Raw genomic sequence first — 22,776 nt, 5'->3', positions numbered from 1 at the left:
ACCGACTCCAACGGTTCTCCTCGTTTCACTCGTCCAAGCACAGGCCGCTTCCCCCCGCGGCCTGTGCTGCTTTCGGAGTCATTTTGCGCGACGTGCGCCCGTTGCGCCTGTGCGCCTTCTCCTTCGCCTCTCGGTCCGCCCCTCGCCCTCGGAGCATGCCTTCCTCGGTTTCTGCATGCGAAACAACAGTTTCGGTTCCTTGCTTGGCGCATCATGCTCGGGATTGCCTTCCTTTGCGGGCGCCTTAGTCAGCCTGCTCGCTCGAAATGGCAAAAAGCAACCGAATTCGGAAATCATCCCGTCTTTCGGGCAAACTTTTCGCGCGAAGGCGAAAGGGGTCTCGCCTGTAACCTGGTGCTCTGTGCGGCGAGCGTTTTCGGCGTGACGTCGGCGCGTGTAAGGCACGACTCCGGGCTTCCGAATTCGATGCTTTTTTGCCATCGGAGGCCTCGTCGGATGACCGGCATCGCATTTGGCGAAGGAAAATAGAGGCGGATGGGTCGTCCGTTGCTGTGCAGGTCGTCCGTGCTGTATGTGCTCGTCGTCGTATCAGGACGGCACGGGTTTTGTTCGGGGAGGCTTTACATGCATTTCGTGTTCGGGCGAGTGTTTCACGTGAAACATCCGTTCCCCTGTCTATTTTGCGACGAAACCGCGCCTTGCTCGGCCGATTGACTATACTGGTGAGCAACAGGCTTTGAGAAAGGAAGCTCCGTGGCAGAAATTCATTTCGGAACCGATGGATGGCGAGCCATCATCGGCGAGGACTTCACCAACGACAACCTCGTGCGCGTCATCGACGCGGCTGCGCGCGTGTTCAAGGAGGACGCGGTTGCAGCCGGCCGTCCGGCCGACGCGCCCGGCACCCTCATCGTCGGTCACGATTGCCGACAGGATGCGCACGCTTACGCGCAGCTGGCGGCCGAGGTCGCGGCGGCGCAGAGCTTCCGCGTGCTGCTCACGCAGGACTACTGCCCCACGCCTACGCTGTGCTGGTCGGTGGCGCAGGACGCCGACGCGGTGGGCGGCATCATGCTGACCAGCAGCCACAACCCGGCCGAATACCTGGGCGTGAAGCTGCGCATGAACGACGGCGGCGCGGCGGGCAAGGAGTTCACCGACCGCGTGGAGGCTGCGTTCGCCGACGCACCCGCCGACGCGCGCGGTGCGTTCGAAACGGTCGACCTCATGACCCCGTACCTCGCCACCTTGAAGGAGCGCGTGGACGTCGAGGCCATCCGCAACGCCAACCTGCGCGTGGTGGTGGATCCGCTGTACGGCGCAGGCCGCATCTATCTGGCGCAGCTGCTGCGCGATCTGGGCGTGGAAGTGTGCGAGATCAACAACGCCGAGGATCCGACGTTCGACGGACTGCACCCCGAGCCTATTCCGCCCTGGGTCGACCGCTGCATCGCGAAGGTTCCCGAGCTGGGTTACGACGCCGGCTTCATCAACGACGGCGACGCTGACCGCATCGGCGCGGTTGACGAGCGCGGCAACTTCGTGAACCCGCATCGCATCATCACGCTGCTTACCTCGCACCTCGCCGAGGACAAGGGCCTCACCGGTCGCGTCGTGTCCACCATCACCGCGTCGGCCATGCTGGCTCGCCAGTGCAAGCGCTTGGGCCTGGAGCTGACCAGCACGCCGGTGGGCTTCAAGTGGATCTACGCCGAGATGGAGAAGGGCGACGTCATGCTGGGCGGCGAGGAGTCCGGCGGCATCGGCATCCCCAGCCACGTCATGGAGCGCGACGGCTTGCTGATGGCGCTGCTCCTGTGCGAGACGATGGCGCAGCGCGGCATGAGCCTGGGTCAGTTGGTGGACGATATGTTCCAGAAGGTGGGCAAGCTGGAGTTCGAGCGCCAAGGCCTGAAGATCACTGACGAGCAGATGGCGAACTTCCGCGTCGAGATCGTGCCGAACTACGCGCCTGCCGAGATCTGCGGCAAGCAGGTGGTGGACGTGGATCGTCGCGACGGCGTGAAGTTCTACCTGGAAGGCGACGCGTGGGTGATGATGCGCCCCTCCGGCACCGAGCCGCTCGTGCGCATCTACGCTGAAGCCGAGACGGTGGACGAGGTCCACGACCTCCTGAAGGCCGCCGAAAGCGTGGTCGTGTCCTAAACGAAGAGCGAAGCGAATGTTTCACGTGAAACATTTGTACGTAGAACGCCTCGGAGGCATCGAGCTTTCGGGGCGTTTCCTATTCTCCGAAGCGGGGCAGCTTCTTGAGCAGCGCCCAGGCGATCTGCTTGTCTTGCCCGTCGTCGAGCATCGCGTCGAAGTCGCGGAATGCCACCACGCTGCGCCCGAACGCGCGGCCGGGCTTTCCCAAGGGAACCTCGCAGCGGTACGCGCGTCCCAGCGCGGCGGCCGCTGTCGAATCGGTCGCGATCAGACAGAGCGGGTCGAGCCCCTCCACCAGCAGGAACAGCGCCTGGTCGTCCAGCCCTTCCACGGCGGCGAACGTGCACGCGCCGCTTCCGTATCCCAACGAAGCCATCGCGCTGTTCAGCGCTGCTCGGCTGCGCTCGCTCAGGGCGCTTCCGCTCGCTACGCACACGAGCGCCAAGCGCGCCCCATCAAGGTGCTCGTCGAACAGCTCCCACGCTTCGTCGAGAGCCACTTCGTACATGTTACCATTCGCAGATTTTTTCACACGATCCCTTGCGGTCGAGATAGGTTCGCCGTATAACCGTAATGATAGCAAGAAACGCCCGCCGCGGCATGGGCGCTGCGGCGGCATCACGATAGGAGAGCGCGTATGTGCACGAACGGAATCAACACAGGGCAATTCGAGCAGATGATCGAGCAGATCGACGACCATATCAAGTTGGAGCGTCGCTGGGCGCACAACCTGGGGCATATGGCGGGAGATGCCGGCTTCGCCACCGTTTCCGAGAAGATGCATGCCGCCCAGGCCATGCTGGACGACGTGCGCGCGCTGCTCGACGAGGCCAAGGATGCCCTCGAGGACGATGCCGAAGCTTCGGCGAACGTCACCGTCAACCTCGTGTAGGCGCCGCACGTATGAGCAACGATCTCATGCGCTTCTCGGTGGCCATGCCCGAGGAGCTGCTCGTTCGCTTCGACCAGCTGGTCGCGCGCCGCGGGCTGGCGAAAAACCGCAGCGAAGTGGTGCGCGACCTCGTGCGCGACGCGTTGGTGGAGGACGAGTGCTCCACGCCGGGCATGGAGGTGGTGGGCACGTTGACCATCGTCTTCGACCATCACGCCAGCGACTTGCAGGAGAAGCTGCACGCTATCCAGCACGATTACTTCGAATCCATCATCTCGTCCATGCACGTGCATCTCGACGCGCACCATTGCCTTGAGGTCATCGTGCTGCGCGGCGAAACGGGTCTCGTGCAGGACATCGCGAACCTCATCCTGGGCACGAAGGGCGTGAAGAACGGTCGTCTCGTGGTCACCACGACGGGGCAGCATATATAGGTATACGGTTCCGGCGGCCTACCGGCTATCGGAACGGGTCGACGCTGCGGCTTCCCGTGTCACCCGATCTCGCCATTTGCTCGCTTTCCCTTGCGCGCGAAGCACGCGCGGCCGCGAAGCGGAGCGATCTCGGGCGCCGCGGAAACCCTCGTCGGCTTTGCAGGACGGGCGGTGTTTCACGTGAAACATTCGTTCGCATCGACTCACGAGAAGGGCAAGGAGCTTTATGGATACCACGGTCATGCTGGGGCACGGCAGCGGCGGGACGATGATGAAGCGCATCATCGACGATGTGTTCTTCGCCGCGTACGCCGGCGACGAGCTGCTGCGCGGCGACGACGCGGCGGTGCTGCCCGCGCCCGCTCCGGGCGAGCGGCTGGCGTTCTCCACCGACAGCTTCGTGGTGACGCCGCATTTCTTCCCGGGCGGCGACATCGGACGCCTCGCCGTGTGCGGCACGGTGAACGACGTGGCCACGAGCGGCGCCGTGCCGCGCTACCTCAGCTGCGGCTTCGTGCTGGAGGAGGGCTTCCCCATTGAGGATCTCAAGCGCATCTGCGCCTCCATGGCGGAATGCGCGCAGGAGGCCGGCGTGCATCTGGTCACCGGCGACACGAAAGTGGTGAACCGCGGCCACGGCGACGGCGTGTACATCAACACGAGCGGCGTGGGCACCATTCCCGAAGGCGTGAACCTGGGTGGCGCGCAGTGCAAGCCGGGCGACAAAGTGCTGGTCACCGGCACGCTGGGTGATCACGGCATCACCATCATGAGCTGCCGCGAGAGCTTGAGCTTCTCGGCCGATCTGGAAAGCGACGCGGCCCCGCTCAACCACCTCATCGCCGAGGTGTTGGCGGCGGCGCCGAACACGCGCTGCTTCCGCGACCCGACGCGCGGCGGCCTGGCCTCCACGCTGAACGAGCTGGCTGCCCAGTCGAACACGGACATCACGGTGGAGGAAGACGCCATCCCCGTGAAGCCGGCCGTGCAGGGCGCGTGCGAGATGCTGGGCTACGACGTGCTGCAGGTGGCGAACGAGGGCAAGATGGTGTGCGTTGTGGCGGCCGAGGAGGCCGACGCAGCGCTCGCGGCCATGCGCGCGAACCGGTACGGCGCCGATGCGGCCATCATCGGCGAGGTGTCGGCCGCCCGTCCCGAGCGCGGCTCCAAGGTGTTCCTGCGCACGGCGTTCGGCGGTACGCGCATCCTCGACATGCTGGTGGGCGAGCAATTGCCGCGCATTTGCTAGAAGCTCTCCATGCAGCACCCTCATGCGTATGGAAGAGAGCGCTGACATGCGCAAAGGCCTTCGATAGCGCCTTTCGGGGCATGAAAGCGGCGGCGCTTTCGATAGAGAATTTGCCGCCGCACCCTGAGAAATTCGCCATTTCTTCTTGCATTTGCGGACAACAATGGTATCTTGCGGGCATAAAGTTTTTGGGGAAGTGACCCGACGCATCCCGTCGGAATGCTTTAGACGAGAAGGAGTTAACTATGTCTCACCCGGTTATCGAAGCCGATGAGTGCATCGGTTGCGGCATCTGCGTCGATGCCTGCCCGCAGGAAGTGCTCGAAGTGGTCGGCGGCGTCGCTGAGGTCGTGAACGAGGACGCCTGCATCGCGTGCGGCGACTGCGTCGAGGAGTGCCCCATGGGTGCGATCCCCGAGGTCATCGAGGACTAACCTCCCGCTCAATTCGCTTTCGACAAGCGCAACGAGAACCCCTGTCTCTTTCATGAGGCGGGGGTTCTTTGCGTTCGGGAAACAAGTGCGTGGAAGCGGCGTAACGGTGCGGCGCGAGAGGAGCGCAATAGGCATTCGATAGCTATAGTTTGGGACGTTAACAAAACTTATATGACAAATTGGTAACTAACTTGACAGCATGAGACTTAGATTATATAGTCCAATTTGTCGAAGCGAGGTTGAGCTTGCGGATCGCATCTCCAAGCCGCCGCCCTTCGTCCACCGAGTGCGCCCTCAGGGCGTGCTTTGGCGCATAAACAGAAACCGACTGCTAACGACTTACTTAGGTAACAACTCCAACAGAGAGGAAGCAGGATAATGAGCAAGATTCTTGGTATCGACTTGGGCACGACGAACTCCGCCATGGCCGTCATGGAGGGCTCCGAGCCCGAAATCCTCGTGAACGCCGAGGGCGACCGCACCACCCCGTCGGTCGAGGGCTTCCGCAAGGACGGCGAGCGCGTCGTGGGCAAGGCCGCGAAGAACCAGGCCGTCACGAACCCCGAGAACACCGTGTCGTCCGTGAAGCGCTTCATCGGCCGTTCCTACGACGAGACGCCGGAAGAGCGCAAGACCGTCAGCTACAAGCTGCAGAAGGGCAAGGACGGCCGCGCGGTGGTCGACATCGACGGCAAGGACTACACGCCGGAGGAAATCTCCGCCATGGTACTGCAGAAGCTGAAGAACGACGCCGAGAAGCAGCTGGGCTCCCCGGTGACGCAGGCCGTCATCACGGTGCCCGCGTACTTCAACGACGCGCAGCGCCAGGCCACGAAGGACGCCGGCAAGATCGCGGGCCTCGAAGTGCTCCGCATCATCAACGAGCCCACGGCCGCCGCGCTGGCCTACGGCCTCGACAAGACCAACAAGGATGAGAAGATCCTCGTCTTCGACCTGGGCGGCGGTACGTTCGACGTGTCCATCCTGGAGCTGGGCGACGGCGTGTTCGAGGTTGCGTCCACCGCGGGCGACAACCACCTGGGCGGCGACGACTGGGACCAGCGCATCATCGACTGGATGGCTGACAAGTTCCAGGCCGAGAACGGCATCGACCTGCGCCAGGACAAGATGGCTCTGCAGCGTTTGAAGGAAGCCGCCGAGAAGGCGAAGATGGAGCTGTCCTCCACCACGCAGGCCAACATCAACCTGCCGTTCATCACGGCCGACGCTTCCGGCCCGAAGCACCTCGACTACACGCTGACGCGCGCCGAGTTCGAGCGCATCACGAAGGATCTGCTCGACCGCGTGAAGAAGCCCGTTGAGCAGGCGCTCAAGGATGCCGGCCTCAAGACGGGCGACATCGACGAGGTCATCCTCGTGGGCGGCTCCACCCGTATGCCCGCCGTGCAGGACCTCGTGAAGAAGCTCACCGGCAAGGATCCGAACATGTCCGTGAACCCGGACGAGGTCGTGGCCATGGGTGCGGCGGTCCAGGGCGGCGTGCTGGCCGGCGACGTCGAGGGCATCCTGCTGCTCGACGTGACCCCGCTGTCGCTGGGCGTGGAGACGATGGGCGGCGTCATGACGAAGATGATCGAGCGCAACACCACCATCCCCACCCGCAAGACCGAGATCTACTCCACCGCGTCCGACAACCAGACGTCGGTCGAGGTGCACGTGCTGCAGGGCGAGCGCCAGATGGCCTCCGACAACAAGACGCTGGGCAAGTTCCAGCTCACCGGCATCCCGGCTGCGCGCCGTGGTGTGCCGCAGATCGAGGTCACTTTCGACATCGACGCCAACGGCATCGTGAACGTGTCGGCGAAGGACCTGGGCACCGGCAAGCAGCAGCAGATCACCATCTCCGGCTCCACCGCGCTGAACGACGACGAGGTCGAGCGCATGGTGAAGGACGCCGAGGCCCATGCCGAGGAAGACGCCAAGCGCAAGGAAGAGATCGAGGTTCGCAACAACTCCGACGCGTTGGTGAACGCCACCGAGCAGACGCTCCAGGAAGTGGGCGACAAGGCTCCGGCCGACGTGAAGTCCGCCGCTGAGGAGGCCATCGCCGAGGCGAAGCAGGCGCTCGAGGGCTCCGACATGGACGCCATCAAGGCCGCGACCGAGAAGATGCAGCAGGCGGGCTACAAGCTGGCCGAGGTCGTGTACTCCACGCAGGGCCCGGACGCCGCTTCGCAGGCCGCTGCCGCCGAGTCCACCCCGGCCGATGACACCATCGAAGCCGACTACGAGGTCGTCGAGGACGACGACAAGAAGGAAGGGAAGTAATCGCTATGGCCCAGCCCAACCAGCCCACGCCCGAGCGCGCGGCTCAAGGCGCAGGCAAGAGCATTCCCATCGAAGACGACCGTCCTGCGGATGCGAAAGCCCAGCCGCAGGCCCGGCCCGCCGACGCGAGCGGCAGCAAGGAAACCCCCTCTTCCGACGCTGCCGCCGCGGAAGCGGCGCCGCAAGGCGAGGCGATCGAGGCCGAGGTCATCGAAGACGCCGGCCCTTCGGCTGACGAGCAGGTGGCTCAGGCCAAGGCGGAGGCCCAGGATTGGCAGGACAAGTACCTGCGCCTGCACGCCGAGTGGGACACGTATCGCCGCCGCACCACCGAGCAGCGCGAGGTCGAGAAGGCGCGCGCGACGGAGAAGCTGGTCACCAGCCTGCTGCCCGTCATCGACGACTTCGAGCGCACCATCGACTACGCGACGAAGAACGGCGAAGGCGGCCTGTTCGACGGCGTAAAGGCCGTGCATGCGAAGCTCGTCGACGTGCTGAAGAAGGACGGCGTTGAGGTTATCGACCCGGCCGGCGAAGCGTTCGACGCGCTGGAAGCGCAAGCGGTGGCCACGGTGGACGATGCCAGCGTGCCCGACGAGACGGTGTCCGAGGTATACCAACGAGGTTACAAGATGGGAACGAAAGTTCTCAGGCCTGCAATGGTAACCGTCACCTCCGGCGGTCCCAAACGGGAGAAACCGCAGGAAGACGCGGAAAAGTAAAAGCAAACGACCAGAGCGGGCAAGGCCAAGAGGCTGCCCGCTTTTGGTTTACTCGATAGATTGAGGAGGTGGAGCGTTTTATGGCGGCGACTCCTGATTACTACAAGACGCTGGGCGTTCCACGCACGGCGACGGCCGACGAGATAAAGAAGGCCTTTCGCAAGCTCGCGCGCACCCATCACCCCGACGCCGGCGGCGACGAGGCGAAGTTCAAAGAGCTGAACGAAGCGTACGAGGTGCTGTCGGACGACAAGAAACGCAAGCTCTACGACCAGTACGGCACGGCGAACGAGAACCAGATCCCCCAGGGCTGGGGCGGCGGCTCGGTCAACGTCGAGGACATCTTCGGCGGCGCGGGCGGCGGCTTCGGCAGCTGGGCCGACATCCTGGAAAGCATCCGCCACGGCGAAGGCGCGTTCGGAACGGACTGGGACTTCAACGATATGTCCGGTTTCGGGGGCGGCCGCCAGCCGCGTCCGCGCAAGGGCCAGGACATGAACGTCACCCTCAACGTGACGTTCGACGAGGCCTTCAAAGGCGCCGAGAAGCGCGTGACCGTGCGTGTCCCCGGTCGCGGCGAGTCCGAGACGCTCACCGTGAAGATCCCGGCGGGCGCCGTGGACGGCGGGCGCCTGCGCTTCAAGGGCAAGGGCGGCCCGGGCGAGAACGGCGGTGCTGCAGGCGACCTGCTGATCACCACCAAGATCGATCCGCATCCGTACTACACTCGTAAAGGCGCCGACGTGCTGATGGACGTGCCCGTGAGCGTGGCGGAAGCTGCACTGGGCGCCAGCGTGGTGGTTCCCGCGCCCGACGGCACGAAGGTGCGCGTGCGCGTGCCGAAGGGCACGCAGGACGACACCGTGCTGTCGGTGAGGGGCAAAGGCGCCCCCAAGGTGAAGGGCGACGGCTCGGGCGACCTTAAGATCACCGTGAAGGTGGTCGTGCCCAAGGAGATGAACGAAGGCCAGAAGAAGGCCATGGAAGATTATTTAGCGGCTACGACCGATGATGTGAGGAGCTGGTGATGAGCGACCGAACCGACCGCAACCGCCCGCTGTACATGATCAGCGTGGCCGCGCAGCTGGCGGGCGTTCACCCGCAAACGCTGCGAGCATATGAACAGAAGGGGCTCGTATCGCCCCAGCGCACGAGCGGCAACACCCGCATGTACTCGCCGGCCGACATCGAGCGGCTCGAGCTGATCAACGAGCTGACGAGCGAGGGCATCAACCTGGCGGGCGTCATCCGCATTCTCGACCTCCAGGGCCGCCTGGAGGAGCGCGACACCGAGCTGGACGACCTGCACAAGCGCGTGCGCCGTCTGGCCGATCGCGTGCACGAGCTTGAAACGCGCGAAAGCGTGAACGCCCTCGTGCGCGTATCCGACTTACCGACTGCTTTGCGGCAGCTGCCCTAAGCGAAGGAGGAACGTTGTATGAACATGGGTAACCTGAACAAGCTAGCCCTGACCGCTCAGGAAGCGCTGCAACAGACGATTGTCATCGCTTCCGAGAACGAGTCATCGCAGGCAGAGCCCATTCACATGTTGAAGGCTCTGCTGGAATCGAAAGAGAACAACCTGTCCGCTATCATCAAGCGCATCGGTGCCGAGCCGTTCCAGCTGCAGGCCAACGTGGATGCCGAGATCCAGCGCATGCCGAAGGTCAGCGGGAACCCCGGCATGATGAGCGGCGTGCCTGGCCCGGCCCTGATGAACCTCATCGACAACGCCGTCAAGATCGCCGAGAAGCTGGGCGACAGCTACGCCACCAGCGAGCATCTGCTGATCGCGCTGTCCGAGGAGAAGGGCGCCGCGGGCAAGATCCTCACTACGGCCGGCGTCACGCGCAAGAGCATTGAGGCTGCCTACGAGGAGCTGCGCGGCGACACGCGCGTCACCGACCAGCAGAACAAAGTGCAGTTCGAGGCGCTGGAGCAGTACGGCCAGAACCTCACGCAGAAGGCGCGCGAAGGCAAGCTCGACCCGGTCATCGGCCGCGCCGAGGAGATCCGCCGCACCATCCAGGTGCTGTCGCGCCGCACGAAGAACAACCCCGTGCTCATCGGCGAGCCGGGCACCGGCAAGACGGCCATCGTCGAGGGCCTGGCTCAGCGCATCGTGGCCGGCGACGTGCCCTCTTCGCTGAAGGACCGCGACCTCGTGGCGCTCGACCTGGGCGCGATGGTGGCCGGCGCGAAGTATCGCGGCGAGTTCGAGGACCGCTTGAAGGCCGTGCTGCGCGAGGTGAAGCAGAGCGAAGGACGCATCATCCTGTTCATCGACGAGCTGCACACCATCGTGGGCGCCGGCTCCACGGGCGACAGCTCCATGGACGCGGGCAACATGCTGAAGCCCGCGCTGGCCCGCGGCGAGCTGCATGCCATCGGCGCCACCACGCTGGACGAGTACCGCAAGTACATCGAGAAGGACGCCGCGCTCGAGCGCCGCTTCCAGCCCGTGCTGGTCACCGAGCCCACGGTGGAGGACACCATCGCCATCCTGCGCGGTTTGAAGGAGAAGTACGAGATCCACCACGGCGTGCGCATCACCGACGCCGCCATCGTGGCGGCGGCCGAGCTGTCGAACCGCTACATCTCCGACCGCTTCCTTCCCGACAAGGCCATCGACCTCATGGACGAGGCCGCCAGCCGCCTGCGCATCGAGATCGACTCGATGCCCGAGGAGGTGGACGCCGCCGAGCGCAAGCTCACCCAGATGCAGATCGAGGAGCAGGCGCTCATGAAGGAGAGCGACCAGGCCTCGCAAGAGCGCCTGGAAGCGCTGCGCCGCGAGATCGCCACGGCTCAGGAGGACCTCGACAAGCGCAAGGCCGAGTGGCAGAACGAGAAGGACGCCATCGAGCACGTGCAGAACCTCAAGAGCGACCTCGAGGGCGCGCAGCTTGAAGAGGAGCGCGCCACCCGCGAGGGCGACCTGGTGAAGGCCTCCGAGATCCGCTACGCGCGCATTCCCGCGCTGCAGCAGCAGCTGCATGCGGCCGAGGAAGAGCTGAACGTGAAGCAGCAGGACGGCGCCATCCTCAAGGAGGAGGTGTCGGACGACGAGATCGCCGAGGTCGTTTCCACGTGGACGGGCATTCCCGTGCAGAAGATGATGCAGGGCGAGATGGCCAAGCTGGTCGACCTGGAGGACAAGCTGCACGAGCGCGTGGTGGGCCAGGACGAGGCCGTGTCCTCGGTGGCCGGCGCCATCCGCCGCAACCGCGCCGGGTTGTCCGACCCGAACCGTCCCATCGGCTCGTTTTTGTTCCTGGGCCCCACGGGCGTGGGCAAGACCGAGCTGGCGAAGGCGCTGGCCGAGTACCTGTTCGACAGCGAGAAGGCCATGGTGCGCATCGACATGTCCGAGTACATGGAGAAGTTCTCGGTGCAGCGCCTGATCGGCGCGCCTCCGGGGTACGTGGGTTATGACGAGGGCGGCCAGCTGACCGAGGCCGTGCGCCGCAAGCCTTATTCGGTGATCCTGCTCGACGAGATCGAGAAGGCGCACCCGGACGTGTTCAACATCCTGTTGCAGGTGCTGGACGACGGCCGCCTGACCGACGGCCAGGGCCGCGTGGTGTCGTTCAAGAACGCCATCATCATCATGACGTCGAACGTGGGATCGCAGTTCATCCGCGAGTTCGCCGAGCACGGCGACGAGAAGGCTATGAAGCAGGCCATCGACGGCGCCCTGCGCGCGACGTTCCGCCCCGAGTTCATCAACCGCATCGATGACGTGGTGGTGTTCAACGCGCTGAACATGACGAACATCGAGCCTATCGTCGATTTGCAGCTGGAAGAAGTGCGCGACCGTCTGGCCGACCGCCGCATCACGCTCGACGTGACGCCGGCGGCGATGGAGCACCTGTCCATCGACGGCTACGATCCCATCTTCGGAGCGCGTCCGTTGAAGCGCCTCATCCAAAAGGAGATCGTCGACCGCATCGCCCAGAAGGTGGTGGAAGGCAAGCTGCGCGATCGCAGCCATGTGCTGATCAGCATCGACCAGGACGGCAACTACGAATGCACCGTGGAAGAGCCCCTGGAGCTGGACGCCATGCCCCTCGACGACCTGCTGACCGAAGGCGATAAGTAAGTCGTCTGGACAGAACGAGCGCGGCTTCCCGCAAGGTCGCAACACGTAAACGGCCCGGCATTTGCCGGGCCGTTTACGTGTTGCGGCGCCGATCCGTCGGCTCCGCGCCCCGTTTCACCGCCCCGTCCGCAGGAGTGTTTCACTTGGAACAACCCAGGCGGTTGCGGAGGGTTGCTAGTTCGCTACAGGAACTCGCCCTTGCGGATGACGCATTCGTCGTCGAGGTAGAGGGTGGGGTTGAGGATGATGCCGTCGAGGTGGCAGTCCGCTTTGGTGATGCCGCCGAACGAGGTGTTCGTGCCGAAGGCGATGTGGACGGTGCCGTAGAGCTTCTCGTCTTCGAGGATGATGCCGCACAGCTTCGCGGCCTCGTTCGTGCCGATGCCCAGCTCGGCGATGGTGCCGTTTTCGGGCTGTTCGAACAGCACGCTCAGGCGTTCGGCGTAGGGGCCCTGCGCGTCGGCGCCCTCGATGCGCGTGAGGCGTCCGTTCTCGATGGTGACCGTCATCGGCTCGGTCAGCGTGCCGATGCCCACCATCGAGCCGTCGATGACGGCCGTCCCGTTCGCCCCGTCTTCGAGCGGTGCGATGTACGCCTCGCCCGAGGGGAAGTTGCCGCTGGCACCCGGCTCGCGGTACACGCCGGGGCTGGCCACGCCGTCGCGCCCTGTCAGCGCAAGTTCCAGCACATGGCCATCCTTCTCGATGCGCGCATGCTTCGCGTGCGTCAGGCGCTCGGTGAGTTGGCGGGTGCGTCGCTCCACCTGGTCGTAGTCGGCGCAGGCGGCGCCGTCGCGCAGCATGTCCATGGTAATGCCGGGCATGGTGACCACGCGCGTGCCCGCCGCTGCTGCCTTGATGCGCGCGTTCGTGTGCGTGATGGACTTCGCCGTGGGGCACAGTGCGACGTCGGCCGCCTTCATAGCCGCCGCTACCGGCGCGGGCGGTTCCTCGCCGGCTACCGAGCCTTCGGGCATCTGCATGATGAGAGCCCGATGATCCATGGCGCGTGCCGCTTCGTAGAACAGCTCGCCCACCTCGCGGGTGGGGTCATCGGTGACGACCAGCAGCGTCTCGCCTGGCTGAAGCGCAAGATTCGTTTCGATAATGGTGCGTGCACGTTGCTGTAGATCCATAGGATAACCTTTCAAGTCATGAAATGTTTCACGTGAAACATTCGTGCCTTCGGCGCTTCGCTCGGGATGACGACCCGCGTACTGTGTTCGGGATGGCGAACAGCGCTTACGCCTCCGGATCCTCGGCGGGCAAGGCGCCCATGCCTTGCAGGTGGGTCATGCTTCCGTAGCGTTCGACGAAACGGGCGTACTCGTCTTCGTCGTAGAACGCGCACTTGCCTTCGCCGAACGCCTTCGCCGCCTCGATCATGAACGACCCCGCCTCGTCCAGGTCGGTCAGGTGGGTGGCTCCGGTCGCGCAGCCGGGTACGGCCGTCTCGGTGGTGATGGCCACGCCCACGACAGGCGCGTCGGTGGCGGTGCACGGCTGCAGGATGGAGTTCAGGTGGTACAGCCCGTTGCCGTACGGCGTGATGTCGGCCATGGACAGCGGATATGTGCGCGCGCGACGCCCGGTGGCGATTTCCACCAGCGACACGAGGTCTTCGCTGACGCGCATGATGCAGCCCTGCTTCACCGTGGGAGAGATCATGAAGCCGCGTTCGTTCATGATGCGGTTGCCCTTCGTCGTGTCCACCACCAGCACGGCGTCCAGCTGCGTGCCGCCCACCTCCTCGCGGTTCACGTCGGCCGTGGCCACGGGCGATCCCATGAACGCCACCGGCTCGTGCGGGAACGTAGGCGCGTGCGGGCACACGTGCGTGGAGACGAACACGTCGCCCGGCAGCACGTCGCCGCGTGCGTGCATCGACAGCAGTTTCGCCGCGCAGGCCAGCGCGGTCAGCGCGCCGTCGCCATCTGACACGAAGCCGATGCGCTCGGGCCGCGCGCCCAAGCCGCCCAAGCGTCCCAGCAAGCCGATGGTGGGCGCCTCGCCGCCGGCGGCGCGCCCGCGCGAACCGGGGATGCGCACGCGCACCATGTCGGTGGAGCCCTTCGGCCCCTCCAGCACGTACGTTTCGGCATCGCACGCGGGGTCGATGCCGCGCAGGTACTCCACCACGCCCGCGCCGCTTGCGGAGGGCGAGTCCAGCAGGTCGTAGAGTTCGATCAACTGTTTGAAAATCATGGGAGGTATCTCCTTTTGTTTGTATCGCGGTCGCTTTCCTCGTTCGATTCCATGATAATACGGTTCAATGCGGTTCATAGCATCTTCGACGAAAGGTTCCATTCCATCATGAGAAGGAAAATCGGCATCAAAGAGATCGAGGACATGGCGCTTGGCGCGACGGTTCTCGGCGCCGGCGGGGGCGGCGACCCGTACGTCGGCAAGCTCATGGCCATCGAGGCCATCAAGAAGTACGGCGAGGTGGAGCTCATCTCGCCCGACGAAGTTCCTGACGACGCCGTGGTGTGCGTGTCCCAGATGATGGGCGCCCCCACCATCATGGTGGAGAAGATCTGCAGCGGCCTGGAGCCCATGGCCACGTACGACGAGCTGGTGAAGGAGCTGGGCCAGGAGCCGTACGCCATCTACGCGGTGGAAGCCGGCGGCGTGAACTCCACCATCCCGTTCATCCTGGCGGCCACGCGCCGCATCCCCGTGGTGGACTGCGATCTCATGGGCCGCGCGTTCCCCGAGCTGCAGATGACCACGCTGGGCATCAACGGCGTGAAGGGACAGCCCGCCGTCATGGCCGATGAGAAGGGCAACACGGTCACGGTGCGCGCGATCGACGACAAGTGGCTCGAGCGCATCTCGCGCCAGGCCACGTCGGTGATGGGCGGTTACACCATCCTGGCGTCGTATCCGTGCACGGGGCGCCAGCTCAAGGACTACTGCATCCCCGACACGCCTACGCTGTGCGAGGAGATCGGCCGCACGCTGCGCGAGGCGCGCGAGCAGCATGCCGACCCCATCGAGGCCGTGCTGAACGTGACGAACGGGTTTCGCCTGTTCCGCGGCAAAGTGGTGGACGTCGAGCGCAAGACCGACGGCATGTTCGTGCGCGGTCGCGCCGTGGTGGACGGGCTCGACCAGGACAAGGGCAGCCAGCTTATCATCGAGTTCCAGAACGAGAACCTCATCGCGCTGCGCGACGGCCAGCCGGTGACCACGTCGCCCGACCTCATCATGTCGCTGGACATGGAGTCCGGCTCGCCCGTGACTACCGAGGGCCTGAAGTACGGCGCTCGCATTGTGGTGGTGGGCATGCCCTGCGCGCCGCAGTGGCGCACGCCCGAGGGCCTGGCCGTGGTAGGGCCGCGCGCGTTCGGCTACGACATCGACTACGTGCCGGTTGAGCAGCGCGTCGCCGCGATGAACAACGAGGAGGTGCAGGCGTAATGGCAGATCAGAAGCGCATCTGGCGTCTGGGTATCGACGTGGGCGGCACGAACACCGACGCGGTGGTCATCGACGGCGACCTCAAGCTGGTGGCCGCGACGAAAAGCCCCACCACCGAGGACGTCATGAGCGGCATCGTGGCCGCCATGCACGAGGTGATCACCCAGATCGGTGCCGACGCGGCGCGCAACATCGGGTTCGCCATGCTGGGCACCACGCATTGCACGAACGCCATCGTCGAGCGCAAGCGCCTGAACAAGGTGGCCGCGCTGCGCGTGGGCGCTCCGGCCACGACGGCCATCAGCTGCATGGCTGACTGGCCCGACGAGCTGAAGAACGCCATGCGCGTGCGCGACTTCCTCGTGCACGGCGGCAACGAGTTCGACGGTCGCGAGATCAGCGCGCTGTCGGAAGACGAGATCCGCGAGGTCGCGCGCGTCGTGCGCGAAGAGGGCTTCGAGTCCGTGGCCGTGACCAGCGTGTTCTCGCCGGTGTCCGACGCGCACGAGAAGCGCGCCGCCGCCGTTCTGCGCGAGGAGCTGGGCGAGGGCTTCCCCATCACGCTGTCGTCGGAGATCGGGTCGCTCGGCTTCCTCGAGCGCGAGAACGCGTCCATCCTGAACGCGGCGCTGTACGACGTGGCGCGCACGACGGCCGACAGCTTCGAGGCGGCGCTCGCGTCTGAGGGCCTCGCCGATGTGGCTGTGTACCTGGGCCAGAACGACGGCACGCTCATGAGCGTGGACTACGCGAAGCGTTACCCCATCTTCACCATCGCGTGCGGGCCTACGAACTCCATCCGCGGCGCGTCGTTCTTGACGCAGGAGAAGGACGCCGTGGTCGTCGACATCGGCGGCACCACCACCGACGTGGGCGTGCTGGCGCACGGCTTCCCGCGCGAGAGCATGGTGGCCGTGGAAATCGGCGACGTGCGCACGAACTTCCGCATGCCCGACCTGGTGTCGGTGGGCCTCGGCGGCGGCTCGCTCGTGCGCCAGCTGGAGGACGGCAGCGTGACGGTGGGCCCCGACAGCGTGGGCTACCTGGTCACGAAGAAGGCGCGGTGCTTCGGCGGCGACACGCTGACTGCGACCGATATCGTGGTGGCGAAGGGCCTGGCCGAGGGCGTGGGCGATCCGGCGTTGGTGGCCGACCTCGAGCCGGCGCTCGTGGACGCGGCCTATGCCGAGATCACGCGCATCATCGAGGACGCGGTGGACGCGATGAAGACTTCGGCCGGCGACGTGACGGTGATTCTCGTGGGCGGCGGCTCCATCCTGGCGCCCGACCGCTTGGAAGGCTCGGACAACGTGCTGCGCCCCGAGAACTTCGGCGTGGCGAACGCAGTGGGTTCGGCCATCGCGCAGGTGTCCGGCCAGATCGCCAAGGTGTTCTCGCTGACCGAGACCCCGCGCGACCAGGCGCTCGCCGAGTCGAAGCAGCGCGCGTGCGACGAGGCCATCGAAGCCGGCGCCGATCCGAGCACCGTGGAAGTGGTCGACGTCGAGGACATCCCGATGGCCTACTTGGGCGACGCGCTGTGCATCCGCGTCAAAGCCGTCGGCGATCTGATGCTGTAACTGATTTTTGTCGGTTCGTCGTTGCCTTGGCTCGCGTACGCGTTGCTTGTATAATGAGGTAAGCCGCAGGGAGGGGCTAGACTCCCCACGGCTATCGGATCGCTCAGGCGGTTTGGGTTTGGTGTTTGCGCTCCTTTCCCCGATGGGTTAGGAGCGCCTCTTTTATCACCAAAATAAGCTCGATGACGCGAGAAACAAACTCCAAAAGCGCACTAGCCAGCACCATAAAATCCCAAGCGGTCACGGTCTTCACCTCCATCCATCAAAATTATGAGGGGGAGAGGCACCGCGCCGCCTTCGCTGCATCCGCGCTATATAGTATAGGCAGCTCGTCTTACGTCTCGATGGCGCGCATCACTATGGAAAGTCGCTCGAATCTCGCACAGATTCCACGCGGTTCCAATGCTATTTCTACGTACCTTGCCCGGTATTCCGACGCGTTTCTAGCGCCGGTTCAACTGAGGGCGTGCAAGGCGCTTTGATCATGAGATAATGCAGCGAAACGGTTTGAGGCGTTGAAGGAGAAACCCATGACCGAAACGAAACAAGCGGCTGGCGGCCGCACGGTGCATTTGGCACTGGTTCAGTTCGAGAGCGTGCTGTGCGATCCGGCAGCGAATACCCAAAAGGCGTGCCGGATGATCGCCGAGGCGGCTGCCGAAGGCGCCGACCTCGTGGTGTTGCCCGAGCTGTTCTCTACAGGCTACGAGCTGAACATTGTCGGCCCTCACGTGCCCGAACTGGCCGAGCCGGTAGACGGCCCCACGGTGCGTGCGCTGCAAGACGCTGCCCGCGCAGGCAACTGCTACGTGGTGGCGGGCCTCGCGCTCGCGTACGATATGGCTGGGGTCCCGTTCAACAGCTCGGTCGTCATCGATCGCCAGGGGGAGCTTCTGGGCACGTACGACAAGCAGCATCTGTGGGCGCTCGAGCGCTTCTACTTCCGCTCCGGCTGCGACTGCCCGGTGTTCGACACCGACTTCGGGCGCATCGGCGTGATGATCTGCTACGACATGGGCTTCCCCGAGGTCGCGCGCATGCTGGCGCTGCAGGGGGCTGATCTTATCCTGTGCCCCTCGGCGTGGTGCCAGGAGGATATGGACGTGTGGGACGTGAACGCGCCCGCCCGCGCGCTAGAGAACACTGCGTTCGTGGCGGCCGTGAACCGTTACGGCGTCGAGGATCAGCTGGTCATGCCGGGCCACACGAAGGTGTGCAACCCGCGCGGCCACGTGGTGGCCGAGCTGGCCGAAGAGGCCGAAGGGGTGCTGCATGTGGAGCTCGACCTGAACGAAGTGGTCGATTATCGCCAGCGCAGCCCCTACCTGCGCGACCGTCGCCCCGACCTTTACGATCTGGTGCTGCTCCCATAAAACGAAGTCCGACACAGGATCTTGCGTCTGAAGACGTCGCCGCAAAGCAAGAAGCCCCCGATGTTTCACGTGAAACATCGGGGGCTTCGCATTGTTGATCAGGGGCTTCGCATTGCTGATCGGGGTTTTCGCGGCGGTGGGGTGTGCTTTCGCTTCGCCCCGCCCACACCCACCGCATCGCGGCGAGCCTTACAGCACTTGGTCCGTTTCCGTGAACGTAACGGTGTCCACCTTCTTCATGGAGGCGTACACCTTCATCACGATCCAGTACAGCACGCCGGCCAGGATCAGCGAGTTCAGGCCCGGAATGCCCACGTTCATGATGCTGGTGATCTCGCCCACGGCGAAACCGGCGATCCAGCAGACGATGGCGATGGGGTTCCACTTCTCAACCTTCTCGGGCAGCTCGCCCTTGGCGCGCGAAGCGTCAAGCGTCGCGCGGCTGCGCTTCAAGATGAAGTAGTCCACCACCATGATGCCGGCGACGGGCGGGATGGCCACGCCCAGCAGCGTGAGGAAGTTGGTGAAGTAGTTGATGATGCCGATGACCGACAGCAGCGTGCCCACGATGCCGAGCGCCCACACGAGTCCGTTGCGGCTGATGGCCTTGTTGAACAGCGCGTTGATCATGGTTGCCAAGCCCAGGCTGGACGAGTACAGGTTGATGTCGTTCAGCTTCACCGTGGAGGCGACCACGATGATGACGCCGATGATGCCCGACGTGCCCATCATGATGTCGACGATATTCTCGGTGCCCATGGCGTGCGCCAGCAGCACGGCAAGCAGGTTCATGCCCAGCTCGCCCACGAACGTGCCGATGAGCGTCATCCAGAACACTTGGGTGCCGTTCTTCAGGAATCGCGCGTAGTCGGGCGTGCAGATAGCGCCCGCAATGAAGCCGCCCGCCACCATGGTGGTTGCCGCGCCCAGCGACAGCGCCGGTCCCGGAGGGGCCGTGGTGAGAAGCTCGGTCAGCGAATGGTTCTGCAGGATGATGGCTGCGGCTACGATGACCACGATCACGAACAACGGCACGAACACCGTGGCGAAGTTCGCGATGGCCTTGATGCCGAACACCACGAGCAGCGTGATGCCCAGGCCGGTGATGATGGCCCAGAAGATGTACTCGGGCGTGATTCCAGCCATGATGCCGGGCAGGATCTCCTGCGTGCCGAGGAAATCTGTGAACGGGACGATTTCAGCCATGCCCTGGCCAAACACCGCGTTCTGCACGCCGAACCAGCCCACCATGGAGATAGCCACCACGCCGCCGAACAGGGCGGATCCTACCTTGCCGAACCCGGTCCAGCGGGACAGCAGGCTGGTGGACAAGCCTTCGCGCGCGGCCGCCGTGCCCAGCGCCCAGCTGACCACCTGAAGCAGCACCGAGCCGAGCATGGTTGCTAGGAAGGCATCCCAGAACGTCAGGCCGTAGCCTAGTGCCGCGCCCAACATGAGCTGGGATACGCAGCAGATCGCGCCGATCCTGATGAAAAGAATCCGCCAAAATGGCTGTTTCGCTTCATCAGGAACGCGCGACAGCGAGTAATCGATGTCGTTTTCAGGAGCCATGATCGTACCTTTCTCGTTCCTCTTCGCGTTTTTTGATCGAATGATCAAAGAATGGTGGGATTATACCTTGCTCATGCGTGCTTCGATAGCTACGCGTGTAAACTTTATTATGGAGAGCGTCGAACGGCCTTTCTGCGAGCCTCGCGGCGCCCAAGTCATCATCATTGTGTCTGTTGCCGCGCCGGGCGTATCGCACAGCGGCCATTTGTACTAGAATACCCGCATGCGCAAAAGGAACAAGGACATCCGACAGGTCATCGAGACGCCGCTGCTGGGTTACAGCGTGGTGCTGCTGTCGCTGTCGTGCTTCCTGTTGCTGCTGTGGGCGCTTATCATCTTGGTAAGGATCGTGCTGGGTTGATCGACATCGAAACACTCGCCCGTTTGCGCGGTTCGAGGCAAAGGTAGACGCAGAATGTGGCAACGGTTCACATTGTACGACGTTCGGGTCATCGGCCATTATCTCGGCGTGCTCGTTCTCTTCTCCAGCCTTGCTCTGCTGGTGCCGTTCGTCACGGCTCTTGCGTGCGCTGAGTGGACTCCTGCGACGCACTATCTGCTGACCATCGGCATTGCGCTTATCGTCGGATCGGCGCTGCGGTTCCTGCGCATCGATCCGGGTCGGCTCAATCGCCAGCAGGCGCTCGCCGTTACTGGGTTCGCGTGGATCGTGCTCGCGTTCGTGGCGGCGGTGCCGCTGTACCTGTCGGGCCATTACCTCAGCTACCTCGATGCCCTGTTCGACGGCGTGTCGGGTCTGACCACCACAGGCGCCAGCGTCATCGTCGATCTCGATCACCTGTCGAACGCCGACAACATGTGGCGTTTCATGATGCACCTGTTGGGCGGTTTCGGTCTTATCGTGGTGGCGTTGTCGTTCGGTTTGTTCGGCAAGCGCGCTGGAGCCAGCCTGTACATGTCCGAGGGTCGTAGCGAACATGTGGTGCCCAACGTTGTGCAGACCACGCAGTTCATCGCGAAGATCGGCATGGGCATGATCTTTGTCGCCACGGTGATTCTCACGGCCATGTGCCTGTTCCTCGGCATGGAACCGCTGCGCGCGTTCCTGCAATCGCTGTGGTTGGCCATCTCGGGTTTCACCACGGGCGGCTTTGCCCCTATGAGCCAGAGCGTCATGTACTATCATTGGTTCCCGCTCGAGATCGTGCTCATGTTGCTTATGTTGCTGGGCTCCATCAACTTCGTTCTGCACTCCGAAATGTGGAAAGGACACGTGGAGGTTTTCTTCCGCGATCTGGAAATCCGCACGATGGTGCTGTGGTTGGCCGTGATGACATGCGTGCTGGCAGCCTCGCTCAGCGCAAGCCCCGAGTTTTCCAGTCTGCCTGCCATGTTGCGACGCGGGCTGTTCATGGTGATATCGGCGTTCTCCACCACCGGCTTTCAGAACATCACCACCAACGAGCTGACAACCGCGCTGTCGTCGGGCGCGTTCTTCGTGCTGGCCATCCTCATGGCCGTGGGCGGCAGCGGCGGGTCCACTTCGGGCGGCTTGAAGTTCAGCCGCATGGGCATCATCATGAAGTCCATCATCGCCACCATCAAAGAGGCGCTTGCGCCCGATTCGGCGCGCGTCGTGGTGTCGTACAACCATGTGGGCCGGCGCATTCTTTCACCGGAAGTCGTGAAGGAGGCCATGACGGTGTTCGTGCTGTACGTGGCCACGTACGCGGTGGGCACGCTGGTGGGCATCGCGCATGGCTACGAGGCGCCGCAGGCCATTTTCGAATCGGTGGCCATGGCCAGCAACGGCGGCGTGTCGTCGGGGCTTGCCGCTCCGGGCATGTCTCCGTCGTTGGAGCTCTTCTACATCGCGCAGATGTGGGCAGGTCGTCTGGAATTCGTTACCCTGTTGGCCCTGGTGGCGGAGATCATCGTGTCGCTCAATCCGAAAAGGCGGGTGCTAAAGTCATGAGGTGGGGAACCCGTCAACCGCTGCCGCTGCCGATTGCGTTCGTGAGTTTCGTCGCGGTGCTGGCCGTGCTGCTTGCGGCGGTGTTTGCGCTGCCGGCTGCCGCGCATGCCGATGAGCCTGCCGAGGGCGACAACGCGGTGAACACGCAGCAGCTGCCCGACAGCTCGTTCATCTACGACACGTCCATCGTCGACCTCAGCGGCGCCGATGCCTATTACGACAATCAGACCGTGCAGGTAACAGGCGAGGTCATCGGCGACAGCATCCGTGCCGGCGTGTCGGGGAGGCATCGGTGGATCACGCTTTCCTCTCAGGGCGATTCTGCGACGATCTCGGTGTATATGAGCAACGAATCGGCATCGAAGATCGACACGTTCGGCGAGTATGGTACTACGGGCACCATCTTGCAAGTGCGTGGCACGTTCCATCTCGTGTGCGCCGATCATGAAGGCCAGAGCGACCTTCATGCGGAGGCGGTGACCGTCATCGCGCCGGGCGAACGCCATCCCGACGAGTTCGACTTCAACGCGTTCGTTCCGGGCATTGTCGTGGTGGTCGTCGGACTGGTGATGCTGGGCGTGTTCTATTGGCTGAGGGAACGGCAGCGGTAGGCGCGCTGTTCGTGACTCGAAGGAGGGCT

Annotated in this window: 21 protein-coding genes; 16 read left to right on the top strand and 5 right to left on the bottom strand. The window is 64.1% G+C overall.

Features of this window, described 5'->3' with window-relative positions; translation table 11 throughout:
• Positions 1 to 714 precede the first annotated feature (714 nt).
• On the top strand, positions 715 to 2,127 hold the full coding sequence (locus tag GT613_RS02345; protein WP_009305428.1) for a phosphoglucosamine mutase: 1,413 nt from the start codon (positions 715 to 717) through the stop codon (positions 2,125 to 2,127).
• Positions 2,128 to 2,206: 79 nt separating this feature from the next.
• On the opposite strand, the gene GT613_RS02340 is transcribed toward GT613_RS02345, so the two are convergent.
• On the bottom strand, positions 2,207 to 2,638 hold the full coding sequence (locus GT613_RS02340; protein ID WP_009305427.1) for a hypothetical protein: 432 nt from the start codon (positions 2,636 to 2,638) through the stop codon (positions 2,207 to 2,209).
• Between the two features lie 129 nt (positions 2,639 to 2,767).
• On the opposite strand from GT613_RS02340, the gene GT613_RS02335 reads away from it, so the two are divergent.
• The 9 genes from GT613_RS02335 (at position 2,768) to clpB (ending at position 12,252) form a co-directional block, all read left to right on the top strand.
• On the top strand, positions 2,768 to 3,022 hold the full coding sequence (locus tag GT613_RS02335) for a hypothetical protein (RefSeq protein ID WP_009305426.1): 255 nt from the start codon (positions 2,768 to 2,770) through the stop codon (positions 3,020 to 3,022).
• Between the two features lie 11 nt (positions 3,023 to 3,033).
• Positions 3,034 to 3,456 (top strand): nickel-responsive transcriptional regulator NikR, encoded by a 423-nt coding sequence (gene nikR / locus GT613_RS02330; protein ID WP_009305425.1) that lies wholly within the window; start codon positions 3,034 to 3,036, stop codon positions 3,454 to 3,456.
• Positions 3,457 to 3,682: 226 nt separating this feature from the next.
• Positions 3,683 to 4,705 carry a hydrogenase expression/formation protein HypE gene (gene hypE / locus GT613_RS02325; RefSeq protein WP_009305424.1) on the top strand — a complete coding sequence of 341 codons (1,023 nt, stop codon included), beginning with the start codon at positions 3,683 to 3,685 and terminating at the stop codon, positions 4,703 to 4,705.
• A 245-nt stretch (positions 4,706 to 4,950) separates the two neighbouring features.
• The gene (locus GT613_RS02320) at positions 4,951 to 5,139 is read left to right on the top strand and encodes a 4Fe-4S binding protein (protein WP_009305423.1); all 189 of its coding nucleotides are present in this window, start codon (positions 4,951 to 4,953) and stop codon (positions 5,137 to 5,139) included.
• A 378-nt stretch (positions 5,140 to 5,517) separates the two neighbouring features.
• Positions 5,518 to 7,428, top strand: coding sequence for a molecular chaperone DnaK (dnaK, locus tag GT613_RS02315; protein WP_009305422.1), 1,911 nt, complete (start codon positions 5,518 to 5,520; stop codon positions 7,426 to 7,428).
• A gap of 5 nt (positions 7,429 to 7,433) precedes the next feature.
• Positions 7,434 to 8,150, top strand: a complete 717-nt coding sequence (locus GT613_RS02310; RefSeq protein WP_009305421.1) for a nucleotide exchange factor GrpE — start codon at positions 7,434 to 7,436, stop codon at positions 8,148 to 8,150.
• Positions 8,151 to 8,230: 80 nt separating this feature from the next.
• Entirely contained in the window at positions 8,231 to 9,178 is a 948-nt protein-coding gene (locus GT613_RS02305; RefSeq protein ID WP_009608498.1) for a DnaJ C-terminal domain-containing protein, read from the top strand.
• Positions 9,178 to 9,570, top strand: a complete 393-nt coding sequence (locus GT613_RS02300; protein WP_009305419.1) for a heat shock protein transcriptional repressor HspR — start codon at positions 9,178 to 9,180, stop codon at positions 9,568 to 9,570. Before GT613_RS02305 ends, GT613_RS02300 begins: the two co-directional genes overlap by 1 nt.
• 18 nt (positions 9,571 to 9,588) lie before the next feature.
• Entirely contained in the window at positions 9,589 to 12,252 is a 2,664-nt protein-coding gene (clpB, locus tag GT613_RS02295; RefSeq protein ID WP_009305418.1) for an ATP-dependent chaperone ClpB, read from the top strand.
• A 182-nt stretch (positions 12,253 to 12,434) separates the two neighbouring features.
• Here the strand turns inward: clpB and GT613_RS02290 are convergent, their stop codons facing one another.
• On the bottom strand, positions 12,435 to 13,388 hold the full coding sequence (locus tag GT613_RS02290) for an aminopeptidase (RefSeq protein ID WP_009305417.1): 954 nt from the start codon (positions 13,386 to 13,388) through the stop codon (positions 12,435 to 12,437).
• Positions 13,389 to 13,494: 106 nt separating this feature from the next.
• Entirely contained in the window at positions 13,495 to 14,457 is a 963-nt protein-coding gene (locus GT613_RS02285; protein ID WP_009305416.1) for a DUF1177 domain-containing protein, read from the bottom strand.
• A 108-nt stretch (positions 14,458 to 14,565) separates the two neighbouring features.
• On the opposite strand from GT613_RS02285, the gene GT613_RS02280 reads away from it, so the two are divergent.
• Both GT613_RS02280 and GT613_RS02275 read left to right on the top strand, forming a co-directional pair.
• Positions 14,566 to 15,675, top strand: a complete 1,110-nt coding sequence (locus GT613_RS02280) for a DUF917 domain-containing protein (protein WP_009305415.1) — start codon at positions 14,566 to 14,568, stop codon at positions 15,673 to 15,675.
• Positions 15,675 to 17,255 carry a hydantoinase/oxoprolinase N-terminal domain-containing protein gene (locus GT613_RS02275; RefSeq protein ID WP_009305414.1) on the top strand — a complete coding sequence of 527 codons (1,581 nt, stop codon included), beginning with the start codon at positions 15,675 to 15,677 and terminating at the stop codon, positions 17,253 to 17,255. The genes GT613_RS02280 and GT613_RS02275 overlap by 1 nt, the downstream gene beginning before the upstream one ends.
• Before the next feature lie 103 nt (positions 17,256 to 17,358).
• Here the strand turns inward: GT613_RS02275 and GT613_RS15275 are convergent, their stop codons facing one another.
• Positions 17,359 to 17,508 (bottom strand): hypothetical protein, encoded by a 150-nt coding sequence (locus tag GT613_RS15275; protein ID WP_156788367.1) that lies wholly within the window; start codon positions 17,506 to 17,508, stop codon positions 17,359 to 17,361.
• A gap of 277 nt (positions 17,509 to 17,785) precedes the next feature.
• On the opposite strand from GT613_RS15275, the gene GT613_RS02270 reads away from it, so the two are divergent.
• A complete protein-coding gene (locus tag GT613_RS02270; RefSeq protein ID WP_009305412.1) occupies positions 17,786 to 18,628 on the top strand; it encodes a nitrilase-related carbon-nitrogen hydrolase in 843 nt (280 codons plus the stop codon).
• A gap of 189 nt (positions 18,629 to 18,817) precedes the next feature.
• Here GT613_RS02270 and GT613_RS02265 read toward each other — a convergent pair whose 3' ends face one another.
• Entirely contained in the window at positions 18,818 to 20,200 is a 1,383-nt protein-coding gene (locus GT613_RS02265; protein ID WP_009305411.1) for a cytosine permease, read from the bottom strand.
• Between the two features lie 223 nt (positions 20,201 to 20,423).
• Between GT613_RS02265 and GT613_RS15270 the strand changes: the two genes are divergently transcribed.
• The 3 genes from GT613_RS15270 to GT613_RS02255 are packed head-to-tail and all read left to right on the top strand — an operon-like array spanning position 20,424 to position 22,747.
• Positions 20,424 to 20,561 (top strand): hypothetical protein, encoded by a 138-nt coding sequence (locus GT613_RS15270; RefSeq protein ID WP_181815922.1) that lies wholly within the window; start codon positions 20,424 to 20,426, stop codon positions 20,559 to 20,561.
• Between the two features lie 54 nt (positions 20,562 to 20,615).
• The gene (locus tag GT613_RS02260; protein ID WP_114552242.1) at positions 20,616 to 22,136 is read left to right on the top strand and encodes a TrkH family potassium uptake protein; all 1,521 of its coding nucleotides are present in this window, start codon (positions 20,616 to 20,618) and stop codon (positions 22,134 to 22,136) included.
• Positions 22,133 to 22,747: a hydrolase gene (locus GT613_RS02255; RefSeq protein ID WP_114552241.1), complete on the top strand. Its 615-nt coding sequence runs from the start codon at positions 22,133 to 22,135 to the stop codon at positions 22,745 to 22,747. The genes GT613_RS02260 and GT613_RS02255 overlap by 4 nt, the downstream gene beginning before the upstream one ends.
• The last annotated feature ends 29 nt before the right edge of the window (positions 22,748 to 22,776 follow it).

It is taken from the genome of Eggerthella sp. BIOML-A4, assembly GCF_009875575.1.
GTDB lineage: Bacteria > Actinomycetota > Coriobacteriia > Coriobacteriales > Eggerthellaceae > Eggerthella > Eggerthella lenta.
Note: the sequence above shows the minus strand (reverse complement) of the source record. Positions and strands in the feature narration are given on the sequence as shown.